This window comes from Mesorhizobium sp. P2_E9, from assembly GCF_056403815.1.
The window spans coordinates 337,455-357,839 of the sequence record NZ_JBFUET010000009.1 but is presented as its reverse complement, the minus strand read 5'-3'; the positions used below and the strand labels follow the sequence as shown (position 1 = coordinate 357,839).

The window sequence follows — 20,385 nt, the reverse complement described above, 5'->3', positions numbered from 1 at the left end:
TTGCTCCGCCCGTGGATGACGAAAAATTGGCGTTCCCGCCAGTCGCTGGGCATGAGGCTCATCAACGGTAGCTAACGACGATAGCCGGTCGAAGACAATTTCGTACCCCCAATTAACCGTTTTGCCGCTTTTCGGTCCTAGGAATAGGATCATGAAACGCGTCATCGCCATCGCCGACCGTGCAGCTTCCCTGTCGCTGAAGCTGCTTGTTGCGCTCAACGTGCTGTTTTTCCTGTCTTTCCTTGCCGTCCTTTTGTTCGCGGCCGGCAGGGCGCATGCGGAAGTCCCGACCTGCAGCGGCGCCGACATGCTGTCGGCCCTGCAGACGAGCAGCCCCGCCACCTACAGCAAGATCGAGGCGGAAGCCGCCGCCACGCTGAACGGCAAGGGCCTGCTGTGGAAGCTGGAAAAATCAGGCGAACAGCCATCCTATTTGTTCGGCACCATGCACATGACCGACCCCCGCGTCACCACGCTGACGCCGCAAGCACAGAAGGCTTTTGACGCCGCCGGCACCCTCATCATCGAAACCACCGATGTGCTCGACAAGCAGAAGATGATGACGGCGATGCTGAAAGAGCCGGACCTGATGATGTTCACCGACTCCACGACGCTGTCGTCCTTGCTGACGCCGGACGAAGCAGCGGCGATGAATGCCGCGCTCGACGCACGCGGCATCCCGCCGGCAACGGTCGCCAAGATGAAGCCGTGGATGCTGTCCGCCATGATGGCGCTGCCGGCTTGCGAACTCGCCCGCCAGTCCGGCGGGGCGCCGGTGCTCGACGTCAAGCTGGCCGAGAGTGCCAAGGCCGCCGGCAAGTCGGTGGAAGGTCTGGAAACGGCCGAGAGCCAGTTGCGCGCCATGGCCTCGCTGCCGCTCGCCTTTCACATGAAGGGCTTGGTCGACACGCTGAAGCTGGGCGACAAGGTCAACGACATCAACGAGACGATGATCATCCTCTATCAGCGCGGCGACACCGGTATGTTCTGGCCGCTGGTCCGCGCCGCCATGCCGGACGAGCAGAACGATCCCGCCGGCTATGCCGCCTTCGAGGAAACCATGATCACCAGCCGCAACAAGGTGATGGTCGATCATGCCGAGCCGATCCTGGCCAAGGGCAACGCCTTCATGGCGGTCGGCGCCCTGCACCTTCCCGGTCCGCAGGGACTGGTCGAGGATTTCCGCAAGGCCGGCTACACTGTCACGGCAGTGGGGCTTTAACCTCTATTGATCAAGACCTGAGCCAACATCGCCGGAGCGATGATGCGGTGAAACGGCATGATGATGGCGAGATACGTCCGCCCAAGCAGATTGTGTGTCTTCACGATCGTCGACACAGCCACCTCCTGCCGGCCCGCGCCAAGGTCGTCCACCTCCACCAGGAGGCGGAAATCGAGATGCCGGTCGTCCAGACCAAGGACGACCCTGCCTTGTGTCTGGCTGATGAGCGGAAAGATGCCGATCTTGCTTTCCGGCGGCGCGTCCGGTTCCGCCCCCGGTTTCAGCCCAAATGGCCTCACGGCGAGATTGCGCAACTGCGTAAGCCGGCCGACCCATCGCGGTGACCGCCCCAGGACACGTTCGGCCGCGCCAATGGCGGTCAGGGCAAGACCATCGGTTGTCAGCACGTATCGGTCGGCGAACTGAGCGCCGGCAAGAGCGCTCTCGGGATCGGGAAAAGTCTGTGCAGTGGGTGTCATACCGGCAACTCCCTCACAACCAACGATAGCATCGGTGGGCTCGGCTCGCTGCGTGGCGAAACGCCGCCGCCCGGCGAAGCACTCGAAATCAAGCTGGCGGAAGGGCCACCTTCCCGGTCCCGAGGGACTGGTCGAGGATTTCCGCAAAGCCGGCTATACTGTCATCGCCGTCAATTGAGTCGGATGGCATCGGGGGGAGCAAAACGCCGCGTTTCCGGCGGTTTCCTTCGCTAGCGTGAAACCCATTCAACGGTTGCGCGTTGATGGCTGTTGATTGATCATTTTCATCCACGGAGGACACTTTTATGGCGAATCCATCAAACGACACTCCCAGGCCAAGCGGCGGTGGCGGCAGCCCTTGGCTGATTGCGCTGGTCGTCGTTATCCTGGCGATTGTCGCGTATTACGTTTTCGGCAGAAGCGGCGAGCATCCGGCACCCGCCGAGCCGCCAGCGGCCAGCACACCGGCCCCGGCGCCCGCGCCGGCAGAACCGATGAAGCCAGCCGAACCAGCTCCTGCCCCAGCACCCGCGCCTGCGCCCGCTCCGGCACCAGCGCCTGCTCCGGCACCCGCTCCGGCGCCTGCACCGGCCAACTGATCGGCGCGACATCAAATACGAACGGCCCGCTGAAAAGCGGGCCGTTTTGTTTGCAACGACGGTGAAGAGGCCTTTATAAAAGGCCTCAGATGTGGATCGGCTTGAAGAAGGTCGCCAGCGCCGCTTCCTTCACCGCTTCCGACATTGTCGGATGCGCGTGGGTGGTGCGGGCGAGATCTTCCGACGAGCCGCCGAACTCCATCAGCACCGCCGCCTCGTGGATCATCTCGCCGGCGCCGAAGCCGACAATGTGCACGCCGAGCACCCGGTCGCTCGCCTTATCGGCGAGGATCTTCACGAAGCCGTCCGTGTGCAGCATGGCGCGTGCCCGGCCATTGGCGCTGAACGGGAATTTGCCGACCTTGTAGTCGATGCCGGCCTTCTTCAGCTCTTCCTCGGTCTTGCCGACCGAGGCGATTTCCGGGCTGGTGTAGACGACGCTCGGAATGACGTCATAGTTCACATGGCCGGCCTGGCCGGCGATGGTTTCGGCCACCGCGACGCCCTCGTCTTCGGCCTTGTGCGCCAGCATCGGCCCGGCGATGACGTCGCCGATGGCATAGATGCCCGGCACATTGGTCTTGAGATGCGCGTCGGTCTTGACCCGGCCGCGCTCGTCGACCTCGACGCCGGCTTCTTTCAGCCCGAGCGTGTCGGAGAAGGCGCGGCGCCCGGTGGCGATCAGCACGACATCGGCAGCGATGGTTTCAGCCGCACCGCCTTTCACCGGCTCGAAGGTGACGCTGGCGCCCTTCTTGGCCTTGGCCACGCCGGTGACCTTGGCGCCGAGCTTGAACTCGAAACCTTGCTTGGAGAGCAGCCGCTGGAACTGTTTTGAGACCTCGCCATCCATGCCGCCAAGGATGGTGTCGAGGAACTCGACGACGGTGACCTTGGCGCCGAGCCGCGCCCAGACCGAGCCGAGTTCGAGCCCGATGACGCCGCCGCCGACCACCACAAGGTGGCCTGGAACCTTGTCCAGCGACAGCGCGCCGGTCGACGACACGATGACCTTCTCGTCGATATCGACCTTGACGCCGGGAATGCCAGCGACATCGGAACCGGTGGCGATGACGATGTTCTTGGTCTCGATCTCCTCGACCTTGCCGTCTTCGCCGGTCACCGACACCTTGCCGGGCGCAAGCACCTTGCCGGTGCCACGAAAACTGTCGATCTTGTTCTTCTTGAACAGGAAGGCGACGCCGTTGACGTTGGACGACACCGTCGCATCCTTGTGCGCCATCATCTTCTTGAGGTTCAGCTTGGGTGCCGCGATCTCGACGCCGAGCGTGTCGAAGGAATGGCCGGCTTCGGCGAACATCTCGGACGCGTAAAGCAGCGCCTTCGACGGGATGCAGCCGATGTTGAGGCAGGTGCCGCCGAAGGTCGCGTTCTTTTCGACCACCGCAACCTTCAGCCCAAGCTGCGCCGCCTTGATGGCGCAGACATAGCCGCCGGGTCCCGATCCGATGATAACGACGTCATAAGCCATGTTTCTTTCCCTTTGTTTGGCGCTCAGCGGCCGCCGCTGACATTCAGGATAGCGCCCGTCGTATAGGACGCGGCGTCGGATAGAAGATAGAGGACCGCGGCGGCGACTTCATCCGCGGTGCCCGCCCTTTTCATCGGCAGCGTGTCCTGGATCAGCGCCACCCGGTCCGGCTGCCCGCCGGAGGCGTGGATATCGGTGTCGATAATGCCCGGCCGCACCGCGTTGACGCGAATGCCTTCCAGCGCCACCTCGCGGGCAAGCCCGATGGTGAACGTGTCGATGGCGCCCTTGGACGCGGCATAGTCGACGTAATTGTCCGGCGCGCCCAGCACCGCCGCGGCCGAGGAAAGGTTGACGATCGATCCGCCCGACCCACCGTGACGGGTCGACATGCGCTTGACCGCTTCGCGGGCGCAGAGAATGGACCCGACGACATTGATGCGCATCATGCGTTCGAGCCGTGCCGCGCTCATCTCGTCGACCCGCGCCTTGGCATCGACAATACCGGCATTGTTGACGAAAGCGTCGAGCCGGCCACAAATGCGATCCACCGCCTCGAAGATGGCCAGGATATCGGCCTCGCTGCCGACATCGCCCTTGACCGCAAAAGCATCGCCGCCAGCGGCCTTGATGTCGCCGACCAGCGCGTCGGCGGCAGCCTGGTTCGAGGCATAGTTGATTGCCAGGCGATAGCCGGCCTTTGCCCCGAGCCGGCAGACGGCGGCGCCAATGCCGCGACTGCCACCGGTGACCAGCAGCACCTTTTGCGCCTCGCTCATTCCTGGCATCCCTTCAGCGTAAACACATCCGACGGCACTTTCGAAAATCCGCCGCCGCCATAGGCCAGTGAATGCCGCAATGACGGCCCAAGGTCGGGCATGATCAGCGTCTTCGGCGCATCGACGCCTTGCGCCGGCAACAGCCCGATCGCGCCCTTGTCATCCGACGCATAAATCACCCCGTTCCACAGCGTGCAGGCGGCAAGTTCGCCGCCGGTGACGTCGCCCTCAGGGCATTTGTACATCAAGGAGCCGTTCGGCCGCGCTTCACCCGAGCTCCACATCACAATGCCGTTCAGCACCACATTGTTGTCGAGGATCGTGCGAAAGCTGTTGGTGACAACAGCCGATGCGCCGGTCGGCGTAAACTCGATCTCGCTGCCGCTTTGGGTATCACCATAGACGGCGAGTTCGATCGGGCAGGCGGCATACGCGTTGGCTGCGGCCAGCACGATACCGCCCGCGATGGTCGACATCAGAACGCTCCTTGGAAGGTTAAGGGGACGAGTCGTCATCCTGCTGCGCAGATCCCTTCCTCCGGCTTGCAGTGTAAACTCCGGCTCAGCACCAACCCCTAGAGATCGAGCACCAGCCGTTCCGGATCCTCAAGGCTTTCCTTGACGCGCACCAGGAAGGTCACGGCTTCCTTGCCGTCGACGATGCGGTGATCGTAGCTCAGCGCCAGATACATCATCGGCCGGATGACGATCTGGCCGCCGACCACGACGGGCCGGTCCTGGATCTTGTGCATGCCCAGAATGCCCGACTGCGGCGCGTTGAGGATCGGCGTCGACATCAGCGAGCCATAGACGCCACCGTTGGAAATCGTGAACGTACCGCCCTGCATGTCGGCGACCGACAGCTTGCCGTCACGCGCGGCGATGCCCAGCCGGCCGATGTCCTTCTCGATTTCGGCGATCGACATCTGGTCGGCGTCGCGCACGACCGGCACGACGAGGCCCTTCTCGGTGCCGACAGCGACGCCGATATGAGCATAGTTCTTGAAGATGATGTCGGTGCCGTCGATCTCGGCGTTGACCGAGGGGATTTCCTTCAAGGCATGGGTGACGGCCTTGGTGAAGAAGCCCATGAAGCCGAGCTTCACGCCGTGCTTCTTCTCGAACACGTCCTTGTACTTGGTCCTGAGCGCCATCACCGCTGACATGTCGACCTCGTTGAAGGTGGTCAGCATGGCGGCGGTCGACTGCGCTTCCTTCAGCCGGCGCGCAATGGTCTGGCGTAGCTTGGTCATGCGCACGCGCTCTTCGCGCGAGGCATCGTCACCGGAGGATGGCGCCCGCACGGCAATCGGTGCAGGTGCCGGCGCAGCCTTGGGCGTCTCGGCCGGCTGCGAGGGCGCACCCTTGGAGATGGCGTCGAGCACGTCGCCCTTCAGCACCTGGCCGCGCTTGCCGGAACCCGAGAGCTGGTCGACCGCGAGATTGTTCTCGGCGATCAGTTTCGCCGCCGCTGGCGCCGGTGGCATGCTGCGCGGCTCGACCGCGCCGGCATCGCCGGCAATCTTGGCGGTCTCGGCCGCGGCCTGCTTGGTGGTGGAGGCCGCATCCGGCGAGGAGGCCTGCGACACCGCTTGTGGCTTGGTCGCCGGGGCAGCAGCGCCACCGGCGGAAATCGAGCCCAGCAAAGCACCGACAGCGACCGTCTCGCCTTCCTTGGCGACGATTTCGCCCAGCGTGCCGGCAGCGGCGGCAGGCACCTCCACCGTCACCTTGTCGGTTTCGAGTTCAACCAAGGGCTCGTCGACGGCAATGGCATCGCCGACCTTCTTGAACCATTTGCCGATGGTCGCCTCGCTGACGGATTCGCCGAGAGTGGGAACGCGGATTTCGGTAGCCATTGTGCCTGTCCGTTTTCTTGTCGTGTTCTGTTATTCGCCGAGCGCGTCTTCGAGCAAGGCGGCGAGCTGGGCAAGGTGCTTGGACATCAAGCCGGTCGCCGGCGAGGCGGCAGCGGGACGGCCGGTGTAGCGCACCCGCTGATGCTTGGCGTCGATATGCGCCAGCACCCATTCCAGATATGGGTCGATGAACGACCAGGCGCCCATGTTCTTGGGCTCCTCCTGGCACCACACCATCTCGGCGTTGCGGAAACGCGACAGTTCGGTGATCAGCGCCTTGGCCGGGAATGGGTAGAGCTGTTCGACGCGCAGCAGGTAGATGTCGTTGATGCCGCGCTTCTCGCGCTCTTCATAGAGGTCGTAATAGACCTTGCCCGAGCACAGCACGACGCGGCGGATCTTCGAATCCTTGACCAGCTTGATCGCTTGGCCGGAGAGCAGTTGGGCGTCATCCCACAGCAGCCGGTGGAACGAGCTTTCGCCCGAGATTTCCGGCAGCGTCGACACCGCGCGCTTGTGGCGCAGCAGCGACTTCGGCGTCATCAGGATCAGCGGCTTGCGGAAGTCGCGCTTCAACTGCCGGCGCAATATGTGGAAGTAGTTGGCCGGCGTCGTGCAGTTGGCCACTTGCATATTGTCTTCGGCGCAAAGCTGCAGGAAGCGCTCGAGCCGGGCCGAGGAATGTTCCGGACCCTGGCCTTCATAGCCATGCGGCAATAGGCAGACGAGGCCCGACATTCTGAGCCACTTGCGTTCGCCAGACGAGATGAACTGGTCGAACACCACCTGGGCGCCGTTGGCGAAGTCGCCGAACTGCGCTTCCCACAAGGTCAGCGCCTTGGGTTCGGCCAGGCTGTAGCCATATTCGAAGCCCAGTACCGCCTCTTCCGACAGCATCGAGTTGATGACTTCGTAGCCGGCCTGCGCCGCCGACAGATTGTTGAGCGGGATGTAGCGGGTCTCATCGCGCTGGTCGTAGAGCACGGAATGGCGCTGGGAGAAGGTGCCGCGTTCGGAATCCTGCCCTGACAGGCGGATCGGATTGCCGTCGAGCAGGATGGCGCCGAAGGCCAGCGCCTCGGCCGTCGACCAGTCGATGCCTTCGCCGGAATCGATCGCCTCGCGGCGGTTTTCAAGGAAGCGGATGATGGTCTTGTGCGCCTCGAAACCCTTCGGCACCTCGGTCAGCTTCTTGCCGATTTCCTTCAGCGTCTTGACCGGCACGGCGGTCTTGCCGCGCCTCTGTTCGTCCTGGTTGTCGGCCGTGCGCAGGCCCGACCAGGCGCCGTCAAGCCAGTCGGCCTTGTTGGGCTTGTAGTGCTGGCCGACTTCCCACTCTGATTCCAGGTGTGCGCGCCAGTCGGCCTTCATCTGGTCGAGCTCGGCCTGGCTGATGTGGCCCTCGGCGATCAGCCGCTCGCCATAAATCTGCACCGTCGTCTTATGGGTGCGGATGTTGCGGTACATGATTGGCTGGGTGAAGGCCGGTTCGTCGCCCTCATTGTGGCCGAAGCGGCGGTAGCAGAACATGTCCACGACCACCGGCTTGTGGAACTTCATGCGGAATTCGATCGCCACCTTGGTGGCATGCACCACGGCTTCCGGATCGTCGCCATTGACGTGGAAGATCGGCGCCTCGATCATCTTGGCGACATCTGACGGATAGGGCGAAGAACGCGAGAAGCGCGGATTGGTGGTGAAGCCGATCTGGTTGTTGATGATGAAGTGCAGCGTGCCGGCAACGCGGTGGCCGCGCAGGCCGGACAGGCCGAGGATTTCGGCGATCACGCCCTGGCCGGCGAAGGCGGCGTCGCCATGCAGAAGCAGCGGCAGCACCTTGGCCCGCTCTTCCAGCGGCACGATCTCCTCGCGGCCGCGGCCGAACAGATAGTCCTGCTTGGCCCGTGCCTTGCCCATCACCACCGGATCGACGATTTCCAGATGCGACGGGTTGGCGGTCAGCGACAGATGCACCTTGTTGCCGTCGAACTCGCGGTCCGACGAGGCGCCGAGATGGTACTTCACGTCGCCCGAGCCTTCGACCTCGTCGGGTGCGGCCGAGCCGCCCTTGAACTCGTGGAAGATGGCGCGGTGCGGCTTGGCCATCACCTGGGAAAGCACGTTCAGCCGGCCGCGATGCGCCATGCCGAGCACGATCTCCTTCATGCCGAGCTGACCGCCGCGCTTGACGATCTGCTCCAGTGCCGGGATCAGCGCTTCACTGCCGTCGAGGCCGAAGCGCTTGGTGCCCTTGTACTTGACGTCGATGAACTGCTCGAAACCTTCCGCCTCGACCAGCTTCGAGAGGATCGCCTTCTTGCCGGTGGCGGTGAACGAAATCTCCTTGTCGGCGCCTTCGATGCGCGCCTGGATCCAGGCCTTCTCCTCGGGATCGGAGATGTGCATGAACTCGACGCCGAGCGTCGAGCAGTAGGTGCGGGTCAGGATCTCCAGCATCTGCCGGATGGAGCCGAATTCGAGCCCCAGCACATTGTCGAGGAAGATCGGCCGGTCGTAGTCGGCTTCGGTAAAACCGTAATTCTCCGGTGACAATTCGTTGTAGTCCTCGAGCGGCTTGGCGATGCCGAGCGGATCGAGATTGGCGTGCAAATGGCCGCGCATGCGGTAGGCGCGGATCATCATGATGGCGCGCACCGAATCGCGCGTCGCCTGGTGCACGTCGGCGTCGGACAGGACGACGCCGTTGGTGACCGCCTTGTCCTTGACCTTCTTTTCCAGGTGCTTCTCGACGATGCCCCAATTGCCGTCGAGCGCCGACACCAGCTCGCCATTGGCCTGCAGCGGCCAGGAGGGTTTTGCCCAGGAAGCGCCCTTGGCGTTCCTGCGCACATCACCGGCATCGTCCTTCAGCCCGGCGAAGAATTCCTGCCACTCCGGATTGACCGACTCCGGATCATCCTCATAGGACGCATAAAGCGCGTCGATGTAGTCGGCGTTGCCGCCATAGAGGAAAGAGGTGAGCGAGAATTGGTCGTTGGCCTGATCTTGTCTTGCCATGTCGTTTCAGCGGAGCCTGGCTCCGTCTCCTTGCGTTTGCGGCAGGGCCGCGATAGTGGGCGGTTCACCCGCCCTTCTTGTCCCCTCAGAGCCAACGAACCGTCGTTGGCTCTCATTCCAACAATCAGCGCGCGGTTCAGCCCTTGATGGCCTCAACCAAGGTCGTGCCCAGCCGCGCCGGCGACGGCGAAACTTTTATCCCGGCCGATTCCATCGCAGCGATCTTGTCCTCAGCGCCGCCCTTGCCGCCGGAGATGACCGCGCCCGCATGGCCCATGGTGCGGCCGGCCGGTGCGGTGCGCCCGGCGATGAAGCCGGCCATCGGCTTCTTGCGGCCACGCTTGGCTTCGTCCTTGAGGAACTGCGCGGCGTCTTCCTCGGCCGAACCGCCGATCTCGCCGATCATGATGATCGACTTGGTCTCGTCATCGGCGAGGAACATCTCGAGCACGTCGATGAACTCGGTGCCCTTGACGGGGTCGCCGCCAATGCCGACGGCGGTGGTCTGGCCGAGGCCGACATTGGTGGTTTGGAACACTGCCTCATAGGTAAGCGTTCCCGAGCGCGAAACAACGCCGACCGAACCCTTGCGGAAGATGTTTCCGGGCATGATGCCGATCTTGCATTCGTTGGGGGTGAGCACGCCCGGGCAGTTCGGGCCGATCAGCCGTGAGGTCGAGCGGTCGAGCCGCGCCTTGACCTTGATCATGTCCATCACCGGAATGCCTTCGGTGATGCAGATGATCAGCGGGATTTCCGCCTCGATCGCTTCCAGGATCGCTTCGGCGGCGCCCGCTGGCGGCACGTAGACGACGGACGCGTTGGCGCCGGTCTTTTCCTTGCCCTCGGCGACGGTGGCGAAGATCGGCAGGCTCTCGCCCTTCGACCCGGTCCAGGTCTCGCCGCCCTTCTTGGGGTGGATGCCGCCCACCATCTTGGTGCCGTGATAGGCCAGCGCCTGTTCGGTGTGGAACGTGCCGGTCTTGCCGGTCAGGCCCTGCACCAGCACCTTGGTGTTCTTGTCGACGAGAATGGACATCGGAGCCCTTTTCTAAAAACCGTTGATCGAGGAAGGCGAGACGCGCTTGTAGACGCCGCTCACCATGTCTTGCCAGGCATCGCTGCCGGCAGGTTTGAAATGCAGTCGCATGCGGTAGATGTCGGCGTCGTCAAAAATATACGTCACCCGCGCCGAGCCACGCAGCGACGACCGCTCCAGATTAAGCTCGTTGCCGTTCCAGTTGCCCATGGCCGGCGCAACCGGCACAAAGCCCATCGAATCGAACTGGTGCATGGTGACGAGACTGTTCAGTTGGTCGAAGCCGAACACGCTGTGCGCGCCGAAGGAAATCGTGCCGTCGCGGCGCTGGCGATAGCGCCGCACCACGAACAGACCGCCGAACTGTGCCTCTGCCAGCACTTCGGAAGTCGCCGTGCCGCCATCGGCCCATTGTGTGTCCGCCACCTCTTCCTCGCCGCGCCACGCACCGACCAGCGCCTGCAAGCGCTGGTGATCGGGCGAGAGCGAAGAGAAGGATGCAGCGTTCATGGTCAGAGCCGCTTCAGGTCGGTGACGGTGAGGTCGCTCTTGGCGTTGCCGGTGTTGAGCGTCGTCGCCGGTTCGAACATCAGCACCACGGGCTCGGCGGTCAGCGAGCGCGGCCGGTGCTCGACGCCGCGCGGCACGACGATGAAGTCGCCCTCGCCGAGCTCGACCGGACCATCGCGGAAATCGATGGCGATACGCCCACGAAGCACCAGGAAGGCTTCGTCCTCATGATCATGCGCATGCCAGTCGAAGGCCTCGCCGAACTTGGCGACCTTCGCCTGGCTGTCGTTGACGTCGCCGGCGATATGCGGGTCGAAGACCTTCTTGATCTTCGCGTCCGCCGCCTCGACGAGGTTTATCTTGCGCGGAGGCACAGGCTCAGCCCTTCACCGCCGCCACGATCTTCTTGGCTGCGTCGTCGAGATCGTCCGCCGACACGACGTTGAGGCCGCTGTCGTTGATGATCTTCTTGCCGAGCTCGGCATTGGTGCCTTCGAGGCGCACCACCAGCGGCACCTCGAGCCCGACTTCCTTGACCGCGGCGATCACGCCCTCGGCGATGATGTCGCACTTCATGATGCCGCCGAAGATGTTGATCAGTATGCCTTTGACCGCCGGGTCCTTGGTGATGATCTTGAACGCCGCCGTCACTTTCTCCTTGGACGCACCGCCGCCGACGTCGAGGAAGTTGGCGGGCTCGGCACCATAGAGCTTGATGATGTCCATCGTCGCCATGGCAAGGCCGGCGCCATTGACCATGCAGCCGATATTGCCGTCGAGCGCGACATAGGCGAGGTCGTATTTCGACGCCTCGATTTCCTTCTCGTCCTCTTCGGTGGTGTCGCGCAGTTCGAGCACGTCGGGGTGGCGAAACAGCGCGTTGTTGTCGAACGACACCTTGGCGTCGAGCACGCGCAGCCGGCCGTTCTTCATGACGATCAGCGGATTGACCTCGAGCAGGCTCATATCCTTCTCGACGAAGGCCTTGTAGAGGATCGGGAACAGCGTATCGCCGTCCTTGGCCGCGTCGCCGTCGAGCTTCAGCGCGCCGTTGAGCGCCTTCAGATCGGCCGATGTCACGCCCTTTTCCGGATCGATGGCGACGGTGATGATCTTTTCCGGCGTGTCATGCGCCACCGCCTCGATGTCCATGCCGCCTTCCGTCGAGACGACGAAGGCAACGCGGCCAACGGAACGATCGACCAGGATCGACAGATAGAGCTCGCGCTCGATGTCGGCGCCGTCCTCGATGTAGAGGCGGTTGACCTGCTTGCCGGCCGGGCCAGTCTGCTTGGTCACCAGCGTGTGGCCGAGCATTTCGTTGGCATTGGCGACGACGTCGGCGACAGACTTCGCCAATCGCACACCGCCCTTGGCGTCGGGGCCGAGCTCAGTGAATTTGCCCTTGCCGCGGCCGCCGGCATGGATCTGGCTCTTCACCACATAGAGCGGGCCGGGCAGTGCCTTGGCGGCGGCTTCGGCCTCGCTTGCCTTGAACACCGGCACGCCTTCGGCCACCGGCGCGCCAAAGCTCTTCAGCAGCGCCTTGCCTTGATATTCATGGATGTTCATTGGGAACTATCTCCAAGTCTTTTTGCCAGGATTGCCGTTTGCCGGGATTGACGTTTTGGCGGGATTCACTTCGAGGCGAGCTGCGGTGCGATCTTGACGCAGGCCTCGGTCAGGCCCTGCACGGTCGCCACCGAACTGTCGAACATCTTCTGCTCGGTCTTGTTGAGGTCGATCTCGATGATGCGCTCGACACCGCCGGCGCCAATCACCACGGGCACGCCGACATAGGTGCCCTTGACGCCATACTGGCCGGAGAGGAACGCCGCGCAAGGCAGCACGCGCTTCTTGTCCTTGAGGTAGGCTTCGGCCATCTGGATCGCCGAGGCGGCCGGCGCGTAATAGGCCGAGCCGGTCTTGAGCAAGCCGACGATCTCGGCGCCGCCATCACGGGTGCGCTGCACGATCTGGTCGAGCTTCTCCTTCGAGGTCCAGCCCATCTTGACGAGATCGGGCAGCGGAATGCCCGACACCGTCGAATAGCGGATCATCGGCACCATGGAATCGCCGTGGCCGCCGAGCACGAAGGCGGTGACGTCCTCGACCGAGACCTTGAATTCCTCGGCCAGGAAATAGCGGAAGCGCGCGCTGTCGAGCACGCCGGCCATGCCGACGACATGGGTCTTGGGCAGGCCGGAAAACTTCTGCAGCGCCCAGACCATGGCGTCGAGCGGGTTGGTGATGCAGATGACGAAGGCCTTCGGTGCATACTTCTTCAGACCGGCGCCGACCTGTTCCATGACCTTGAGGTTGATGCCGAGCAGGTCGTCGCGGCTCATGCCCGGCTTGCGCGGCACGCCGGCGGTGACGATGCAGACGTCGGCACCCTCGATGCCGGCATAGTCGTTGACGCCGGTCAGCCGGGAATCGAAACCATCGACCGGCGACGACTGCGCGATATCGAGCCCCTTGCCTTGCGGAATGCCCTCGGCAATATCAAACAGCACCACGTCGCCGAGGTCCTTGAGGCCGATCATGTGGGCGAGCGTGCCGCCGATCATGCCCGAGCCGATAAGCGCTATCTTGTTGCGTGCCATGTGAGGATGTTTTCCCTTTGTCTGTGACTGCGCCCAAATCTTTGACGACTTGATGACGGCATCGAGGAAGAGGCCGGAATGCAGCGGAAACCCGCGAGATTTCGCCGCACCCAATAGCCCCGGTGCAAGATAAATTCAAACGATTATTTTGGGGTGAGCATTTTCAATCGGTTAGATGGTTTGGGATTTACGTAAACGTCAAAGTTTGTAAGCCGGCTTGCCAGAGAATATACAACTAGGGTGGCAATCAGAAGGCTTGAAGAGGCGATGACGCCCTTGTGATGCGGGCCGCCGGGAATGTGTTCGACCTGTAGGCGCCGGCGGCACAGCGCGGCCTTTCCAGGGATTATCTTTACGCCTGCGCCTGCTGGACATCCGGCGTCGCCTTCGCCTTCGCCTTGCGCCGCTCTGCCCAGTCTTCCAGCCAATCGCGGCTCTGCATCTCGATCAGCCGCGAGGCCGTACGTTCGAACTCGAACACCTCGACGCCGCGCTTGGCCACATAAAGCTCTTGCGGTGGCGCCTGGGCACTCACCACCAGCCGCACGTGATGATCGTAAAGCGTGTCGATCAACAGGATGAAGCGCTTGGCCTCGTTGCGCTTGCCTTCGCCCAGCACGGGGATGTGATCGATGAAGACGGTCGAGAAGCGCCCGGCAATGGCCAGGAAATCCCGTGCGCCGTGCGGCTTTTCGCAGAGATCGGCGAAGGAAAACCGCGCCGTGTCGCCGGCCGCGGCCGGCACGACGACTTGCCGGCCCTTCAGCGTCAGCGATGTCGCTTCTGTCGGCGCGCCGCGCGTCATCGTCCGCCAGGCCTCATCGAGCGCCCGGTCGGCTGCCGCGTCCGCCGGCATGACATAGACCGGCGTGCGGGCGAGCTTTTCCAGCCGGTAATCCTTGTCGCTGTCGAGCGACAGCACCTGCGCGTGCCGTTCCAATATGCTGATGAACGGCAGGAACAGCTGGCGGTTCAGCCCGTCGCGATAGAGATCTTCCGGCGCCACGTTCGAGGTGGCAACAAGCACAACGCCATTGGTGAACAACGCCGAAAACAGCCGCGACAGGATCATCGCGTCAGCGATGTCGGTGACCGAGAATTCGTCGAAGCACAGCACCCAGGCCTGCTCGGCCAGGGCCTTTGCCACAGGCGGGATCGGATCGTCTTCTTTGGCGTCACCATTCTTGCGCGCCTGCCGGTGCTTCTGGATGCGGTCCTGCACGTCGGCCATGAAGTCGTTGAAATGGACGCGGCGCTTGCGCCGGACCGGCAGCAGCTCGAAGAACATGTCCATCAGCATGGTCTTGCCGCGGCCGACGCCGCCATGGATGTAGAGACCCCTGACGAGGTCCCGCGTCTCGCGCTTGCGGGCGAACAGCCAGCCCAGCGCACTGGATTTGTGCGCCAGCCGTTTTGCCGAGATTTCCGATGTCAGCCGGTCGAGCGCGGCGGCGATGCGTTCCTGCGCCGGATCGCGCTCGATCGCGCCGGTGTCCACCAGATGGTGGTAGCGCTGCCTGACGGTCGCATGGGTCTGGAGGCCGTCACGCAGATGCATCGGTCACGTCGTTTGTTCTTATGCATGTCGTTGACCCAAAACCGGGGCGGGTTTTGGGCGCATGCACCGGGAAGTCGGGCTTATCTTGTAAGCGAAATCGGCTGACCGCTGGAAGTCTGGCCATCGAATTTCGAGCCGCCCGAGGAATAGAGCCGCGCCAGCGAGCCGCCATTCTCATCATAAAGCGTCAGTTGCTTGCCAGCGACGTTCCACGACTTGATGCCGTCGATCGGGGCTGGGCAATGCAGCGGCCCGGCGCGGAAGCCGGCACCGAACTTGGTCTGCGGCGTCGCGATCTTGCAGCTCTGGCCGGAAACGCTGGCGTTCCAGACGCCGGCGACCGCTGCCGCGCTGAGATCCGAGGCACCGGCGGGCGCCGAGCCGTCCGGCGGCAAGGACGCAACCTGCGTGTTTGCCGGTGCGGTCGGGAATTGCGACGGGTCGGTGGTGCCGGGCGAGGCCGGCGGCGGCAGCTGGTTGGAACTCACTTGGCCGGCCGGAGCCGCAGGCAGCGGCGCGGGTTGCTGGTCGTCCATCGACGAGAAGCGTGTGGTCGAGCAGCCACTCGCAACGAGCGCAGCCAGCGATACGGCCACAAGGCCGCTTTTCGAAAAATTCATTCCAACCTCCGTCGGATCCGGCTGGGGGGATGCCGTCCGCGCAATCTCACCTCCACCAAGATGGAGAAGGTGGCGAAATTTCAACCTGATATGGTTAAAATAGGGTTTGCGGCAAGAATTGTTGCAAATTTATCGCAATCAGGATGGGTCCTGCTGCTCGCTGCTCAGCCTCCGAGAGCTCAACCGATGAATTCCCCGTCTTCGCCATTTGGCCGCCAGCGCTTGCGCCAACCCGCGAACGACCTATGTCAAGGAGCCGAAACCGCTGGAGCGCAGACCTTGGCCGCAGGAAAGAAAGCCGCCAACCGCTATTACAGCGGTCCGCCCAGCGACCATTTTGATGGCACTTTGTTTTTCAATCCCGGCGGCCAGATGCCCGGCCGCTTCACCGATCTGCTGAAATGGCAGTTCAACGGCCAGCGCGCGAAATGGCCGGCGACCAGCCCGAGCCCCTTTCCGCAGGCAAAGCCAGCCGCGCGGGTCGAAGGTTCCGATCTGACCGTCACCATGGTCGGCCATTCGACCTTGCTGATCCAGACGGCCGGGCTGAACATCCTCACCGATCCCGTCTGGTCGCAACGCACCTCGCCGTTTTCCTTCGCCGGACCCAAGCGCATCAATCCGTCGGGAATCGCCTTTGACGATCTGCCGCCGATCGACCTCGTGCTGGTCAGCCACAACCACTACGACCATCTCGACCTCGCCACGTTGAAGCGGCTGAAGGAAAACCACGATCCGCTGGTGGTGACGCCGCTCGGCAACGATGTCCTGATCGGCGAGGCGGTTCCCGATATGCGGCTGTCGGCACATGACTGGGGCGACAGGATTGAGATCGGCAATGGCATTTTCGTCCACACCGAGCCGGCGCATCACTGGTCGGCGCGCGGCGCCCGCGACCGCCGCATGGCGCTGTGGGCCGGCTTCGTCATCGAGACGCCGGGAGGAAAGATCTATTTCGCCGGCGATACCGGCTTCCACGACGGCATCAACTACCGGCTGATGGCGCAGAAGCATGGCGGCTTCCGCTTCGCCATCCTGCCGATCGGCGCCTACGAGCCGCGCTGGTTCATGGCGCCGCAGCACCAGAACCCGGAGGAGGCGGTGCAAGGCATGAAGCTGTGCAATGCCGCCTTCGCCGCCGGCTGCCACTGGGGCACTTTTCAGCTCACCGACGAACCCATGGACGAGCCGGTCCGCAAACTGGCCGAGGCGCTTGAGGTCGAGGGCCTGCCGCAGGAGCATTTTCGCGCCTTGCGGCCCGGCGAGGTCTGGAAGGTACCGGAGGTCGAACAAGGCTGAGATCTTGCATTGGCCATTTACGGCACCGTCATTTTCGCCGATGGTCCGGCCAGCAAAAAGGGGGACTTCGGATGAAATCGATCGTTGCAGCTCTGATGGCGCTGGCAATTTCGGCACCGGCGGCTTTCGCGGGTGAAATCACCGATCGCGCCGCCGAGGCCGAAAAGGCGCTGCAAGCCGGCGATGGCGCCGGGGCGCTGGAGAAATTCCGCGGCGCGGAGGAGGCCTTGTGGCAAGCGATGCCGCTTGCCGTGCAGAACGTCAAACAGGTCGACTCGGCCGGCGGTTTCGGCATCTCCAGGTGAACGCCCCAATCACATTTATAAGCCAGGCGAGAAGGTCGTGCTCTACATGGAGCCTGTCGGCTATGGTTACGGCTCGGACGGCCTCGGCAACAGCCAGATCGCGCTTTCCGTCGACCTCACCGTGCTTTCGGACACGGACGAAGCTTTGGGCACGTTCGAAAAGATCGGCAGCGTCCAGATCGCTTCCCGCTCGCACAACCGCGAACTCTTCTTCAAGCTCGACCTGTCCCTCGATGGCCTGCCGGCCGGGAAATACAAGTGCAACTTCCTCATGCATGACCAGAATTCGACCAAGACGGCACCGTTCAGCACCGACATCGAGATCGCCGGCTAATGCATGTCGCCCAGAAGTGACCTCGGTTTTGGGAGAACGACATGCATAAAAAGAACGACCCAAAGCGCGTCGCATGAATCCGTTTCAACGCGACGCGCTTTAGGTCCTGCCACGGACATAGCCTCGCAGCCCACGGAACCCAAGCGCGACAGCCGCGTTTTCGTGCGGTCTTTAAAATCTGTCGGTTTGCGAGGCATTGCCATGATCAAATGGATCATCATTCTGCTCATCGTCGCCGCCGCGGCGAGCCTGCTCGGCATGCCGGCGCTGGCGGGTGCGGCCGCCACCGGCGCCCGCATCCTCATCGGCATCGTTCTGGTCATCTTCCTGCTGGTGGTGCTCGGCATTTTCGCCGTCACGTAAAACGCCTGCAGACTGGTAATTCCCGCCCGTTTCCGCCATATAGCGCCAAACGGACATGGAATTTCGCGGAGCTATGGCAAGCACTGCCCCTTTCGCCAAGATGAACGGCATCGGCAACGAGATCATCGTTGCCGACATGCGCGGCCGTGCCGATCAGGTGACGGCGGCGGCGGCGCTTGCGCTGAACGCCGATGCCGCGACCCGCTTCGACCAGATCATGGCGATCCATGATGCGAAGACACCGGGCACCGCCTATTATGTCGATATCCTGAATTCCGACGGCACCAGCGCGCAGGCCTGCGGCAACGGCATGCGTTGCGTCGTCCAGGCGCTCGCCGCCGAGACCGGCCAGAAGACCTTCACCTTCGAGACGCGCGCCGGCATTCTTAACGCCAGGGAACATGCCGATGGCTCGATCTCGGTCGACATGGGCATGCCGCATTTCGGCTGGCAGGAGATTCCGCTGGCGGAAGAATTCCGCGACACCCGCATGATCGAATTGCAGATCGGTCCGATCGATGCGCCGGTGCTGCATTCGCCCTCCGCTGTCTCGATGGGCAATCCACACGCCATCTTCTGGGTCGACCGCGACGTCTGGTCCTATGAGCTCGAACGCTTCGGCCCGCTGCTCGAAAACCACCCGATCTTCCCCGAGCGCGCCAACATCACCATCGCGCAGGTGACGTCGCCTGAAACCATGATCATCCGCACCTGGGAACGCGGCGCCGGCCTGACCAAGGCCTGCGGCTCGGCGGCTTGCGCATCGGTGGTGGCCGCGGCCCGCACCAGGCGGACCGGTCGCAGCGTCAACCTGCTGACCCCGGGCGGCGGCACGCTGCATGTCGAATGGCGCGACGACGACCACGTCATCCTGACTGGGGCCGCCGAATGGGAATTTTCAGGCAGTTTTGATCCCTCGACCGGCATTTGGGCCCGCGACACCGAAAGCGCGGCCTGATGTCGGCTGCTCTATCCAAGAGCCCGGACTTCGACGGCTCCCTTTCCGTGGCCCCCAGCCGCATTGATGTGGTGACTTTCGGCTGCAGGCTGAACACCTATGAATCCGAAGTGATGCGGCGCGAGGCCGAAACCGCCGGTCTCGGCGCGCTGGAAGGCGGCGCCGTGATCTTCAACACCTGCGCCGTCACCGGCGAGGCGGTGCGCCAGGCCAAACAGGCGATCCGCAAGGCGCGCCGCGACAACCCGCAAGCGCGCATCATCGTCACCGGCTGCGCCGCCCAGACCGAGCCAGAAAAATTCGCCGCCATGGACGAGGTCGACCTCGTGCTTGGCAATGAGGAGAAGCTGAAGGCGCATTCGTATCGCGCGCTGCCGGATTTCGGCGTCAACGACACGGAAAAGGCGCGCGTCAACGACATTTTCTCGGTGCGCGAGACCGCCGGCCATATGGTCGACGCCATCGAGGGCCGCGCGCGTGCCTTCGTCCAGGTGCAGAATGGCTGCGACCACCGCTGCACCTTCTGCATCATCCCCTACGGCCGCGGCAATTCCCGCTCGGTGCCGATGGGCGCCGTGGTCGAGCAGGTCAAACGGCTCGCCGGCAACGGCTATGCCGAGATCGTGCTGACCGGTGTCGACATGACCAGCTTCGGCGCCGACCTGCCAGGGGCGCCCAAGCTCGGCAGACTGGTGAAGACCATTCTGAAACAGGTGCCCGACGTGAAGCGTCTGCGCCTGTCCTCCATCGATTCGATCGAGGCCGACGACGATTTGCTCGACGCCATCGCCACCGAGCCCAGGCTGATGCCGCATCTGCATCTGTCGTTGCAATCGGGCGACGACATGATCCTGAAACGCATGAAACGCCGCCATCTGCGTGACCAGTCGATCCGCTTCTGCGAGGACGTGCGCAAATTGCGTCCCGGCATCGTTTTTGGTGCCGACATCATCGCCGGCTTCCCGACCGAGACCGAGGCCATGTTCGAGAATTCGGAGAAGATCGTCGAGGAATGCGGCCTGACCCATCTTCACGTCTTCCCGTTCAGCCCGCGCGAGGGCACACCCGCCGCGCGCATGCCGCAGCTGCGCCGCGAAGTGGTCAAGCAACGCGCCGCGCGCTTGCGCGCCGCCGGTGAAGGTGCATATCGGCGCCACCTGTCCTCGCTGCCCGGCACCCGTCAATCGATCCTGATCGAACGCGACGGGCTTGGCCGCACCGAAGGCTTCACGCTTGCCACACTCGGCACCGGCACGCCGGGCGAGATCGTCGAAGCGACAATTACTGGCCACGATGGTATCAGGCTGATCGCAGCCCGGCTTGCCGCACGCGCCGCCTGAGAAACG

At 63.4% G+C, this 20,385-nt stretch carries 20 protein-coding genes; 7 read left to right on the top strand and 13 right to left on the bottom strand.

Annotated features, from left to right (window positions below; genetic code table 11):
* Positions 1 to 151 precede the first annotated feature (151 nt).
* The gene (locus AC1D05_RS18215) at positions 152 to 1,222 is read left to right on the top strand and encodes a TraB/GumN family protein (protein WP_477442635.1); all 1,071 of its coding nucleotides are present in this window, start codon (positions 152 to 154) and stop codon (positions 1,220 to 1,222) included.
* On the opposite strand, the gene AC1D05_RS18210 is transcribed toward AC1D05_RS18215, so the two are convergent.
* The 13 genes from AC1D05_RS18210 to AC1D05_RS18150 all read right to left on the bottom strand — a co-directional run bounded on the left by AC1D05_RS18210 (position 1,219) and on the right by AC1D05_RS18150 (position 15,780).
* The gene (locus tag AC1D05_RS18210; protein ID WP_477442634.1) at positions 1,219 to 1,701 is read right to left on the bottom strand and encodes a DUF2867 domain-containing protein; all 483 of its coding nucleotides are present in this window, start codon (positions 1,699 to 1,701) and stop codon (positions 1,219 to 1,221) included. The genes AC1D05_RS18215 and AC1D05_RS18210 overlap by 4 nt on opposite strands.
* Positions 1,702 to 2,385: 684 nt before the next feature.
* Positions 2,386 to 3,792 carry a dihydrolipoyl dehydrogenase gene (lpdA, locus tag AC1D05_RS18205; RefSeq protein ID WP_477442632.1) on the bottom strand — a complete coding sequence of 469 codons (1,407 nt, stop codon included), beginning with the start codon at positions 3,790 to 3,792 and terminating at the stop codon, positions 2,386 to 2,388.
* 23 nt (positions 3,793 to 3,815) lie between these two features.
* Entirely contained in the window at positions 3,816 to 4,571 is a 756-nt protein-coding gene (locus tag AC1D05_RS18200) for an SDR family oxidoreductase (RefSeq protein ID WP_477442630.1), read from the bottom strand.
* Complete coding sequence (locus tag AC1D05_RS18195) at positions 4,568 to 5,047, bottom strand: hypothetical protein (protein ID WP_477442628.1); 480 nt, start codon at positions 5,045 to 5,047, stop codon at positions 4,568 to 4,570. The genes AC1D05_RS18200 and AC1D05_RS18195 overlap by 4 nt, the downstream gene beginning before the upstream one ends.
* A 98-nt stretch (positions 5,048 to 5,145) precedes the next feature.
* A complete protein-coding gene (gene odhB / locus AC1D05_RS18190) occupies positions 5,146 to 6,429 on the bottom strand; it encodes a 2-oxoglutarate dehydrogenase complex dihydrolipoyllysine-residue succinyltransferase (RefSeq protein WP_477442626.1) in 1,284 nt (427 codons plus the stop codon).
* 30 nt (positions 6,430 to 6,459) lie between these two features.
* Positions 6,460 to 9,447: a 2-oxoglutarate dehydrogenase E1 component gene (locus tag AC1D05_RS18185; RefSeq protein WP_477442624.1), complete on the bottom strand. Its 2,988-nt coding sequence runs from the start codon at positions 9,445 to 9,447 to the stop codon at positions 6,460 to 6,462.
* A 136-nt stretch (positions 9,448 to 9,583) separates the two neighbouring features.
* Positions 9,584 to 10,486: a succinate--CoA ligase subunit alpha gene (gene sucD / locus AC1D05_RS18180; protein WP_027042853.1), complete on the bottom strand. Its 903-nt coding sequence runs from the start codon at positions 10,484 to 10,486 to the stop codon at positions 9,584 to 9,586.
* Between the two features lie 12 nt (positions 10,487 to 10,498).
* Complete coding sequence (locus AC1D05_RS18175; RefSeq protein WP_477442622.1) at positions 10,499 to 10,996, bottom strand: DUF1579 family protein; 498 nt, start codon at positions 10,994 to 10,996, stop codon at positions 10,499 to 10,501.
* Positions 10,997 to 10,998: 2 nt separating this feature from the next.
* Positions 10,999 to 11,370, bottom strand: a complete 372-nt coding sequence (locus AC1D05_RS18170; RefSeq protein ID WP_477442621.1) for a cupin domain-containing protein — start codon at positions 11,368 to 11,370, stop codon at positions 10,999 to 11,001.
* A 4-nt stretch (positions 11,371 to 11,374) separates the two neighbouring features.
* Positions 11,375 to 12,568 (bottom strand): ADP-forming succinate--CoA ligase subunit beta, encoded by a 1,194-nt coding sequence (gene sucC / locus AC1D05_RS18165; protein ID WP_477442619.1) that lies wholly within the window; start codon positions 12,566 to 12,568, stop codon positions 11,375 to 11,377.
* 65 nt (positions 12,569 to 12,633) lie between these two features.
* Positions 12,634 to 13,602 (bottom strand): malate dehydrogenase, encoded by a 969-nt coding sequence (mdh, locus tag AC1D05_RS18160; RefSeq protein ID WP_477442617.1) that lies wholly within the window; start codon positions 13,600 to 13,602, stop codon positions 12,634 to 12,636.
* 352 nt (positions 13,603 to 13,954) lie between these two features.
* Positions 13,955 to 15,160: a cell division protein ZapE gene (gene zapE / locus AC1D05_RS18155; RefSeq protein ID WP_477442615.1), complete on the bottom strand. Its 1,206-nt coding sequence runs from the start codon at positions 15,158 to 15,160 to the stop codon at positions 13,955 to 13,957.
* A gap of 80 nt (positions 15,161 to 15,240) precedes the next feature.
* Positions 15,241 to 15,780: a protease inhibitor Inh/omp19 family protein gene (locus tag AC1D05_RS18150; RefSeq protein WP_172222184.1), complete on the bottom strand. Its 540-nt coding sequence runs from the start codon at positions 15,778 to 15,780 to the stop codon at positions 15,241 to 15,243.
* Between the two features lie 279 nt (positions 15,781 to 16,059).
* Between AC1D05_RS18150 and AC1D05_RS18145 the strand changes: the two genes are divergently transcribed.
* From AC1D05_RS18145 to mtaB, 6 genes are all read left to right on the top strand, one after another.
* Positions 16,060 to 17,079 carry an MBL fold metallo-hydrolase gene (locus tag AC1D05_RS18145; protein ID WP_477442613.1) on the top strand — a complete coding sequence of 340 codons (1,020 nt, stop codon included), beginning with the start codon at positions 16,060 to 16,062 and terminating at the stop codon, positions 17,077 to 17,079.
* Between the two features lie 71 nt (positions 17,080 to 17,150).
* Positions 17,151 to 17,384, top strand: coding sequence for a hypothetical protein (locus AC1D05_RS18140; protein ID WP_477442611.1), 234 nt, complete (start codon positions 17,151 to 17,153; stop codon positions 17,382 to 17,384).
* A gap of 37 nt (positions 17,385 to 17,421) precedes the next feature.
* On the top strand, positions 17,422 to 17,718 hold the full coding sequence (locus tag AC1D05_RS18135) for a hypothetical protein (RefSeq protein ID WP_477442609.1): 297 nt from the start codon (positions 17,422 to 17,424) through the stop codon (positions 17,716 to 17,718).
* Between the two features lie 201 nt (positions 17,719 to 17,919).
* The gene (locus AC1D05_RS18130; RefSeq protein WP_010912345.1) at positions 17,920 to 18,081 is read left to right on the top strand and encodes a DUF1328 family protein; all 162 of its coding nucleotides are present in this window, start codon (positions 17,920 to 17,922) and stop codon (positions 18,079 to 18,081) included.
* A gap of 73 nt (positions 18,082 to 18,154) precedes the next feature.
* Positions 18,155 to 19,039 (top strand): diaminopimelate epimerase, encoded by an 885-nt coding sequence (gene dapF / locus AC1D05_RS18125; protein ID WP_477442607.1) that lies wholly within the window; start codon positions 18,155 to 18,157, stop codon positions 19,037 to 19,039.
* Positions 19,039 to 20,379: a tRNA (N(6)-L-threonylcarbamoyladenosine(37)-C(2))-methylthiotransferase MtaB gene (gene mtaB, locus AC1D05_RS18120; RefSeq protein WP_477442605.1), complete on the top strand. Its 1,341-nt coding sequence runs from the start codon at positions 19,039 to 19,041 to the stop codon at positions 20,377 to 20,379. Before dapF ends, mtaB begins: the two co-directional genes overlap by 1 nt.
* Positions 20,380 to 20,385: the final 6 nt, after the last annotated feature.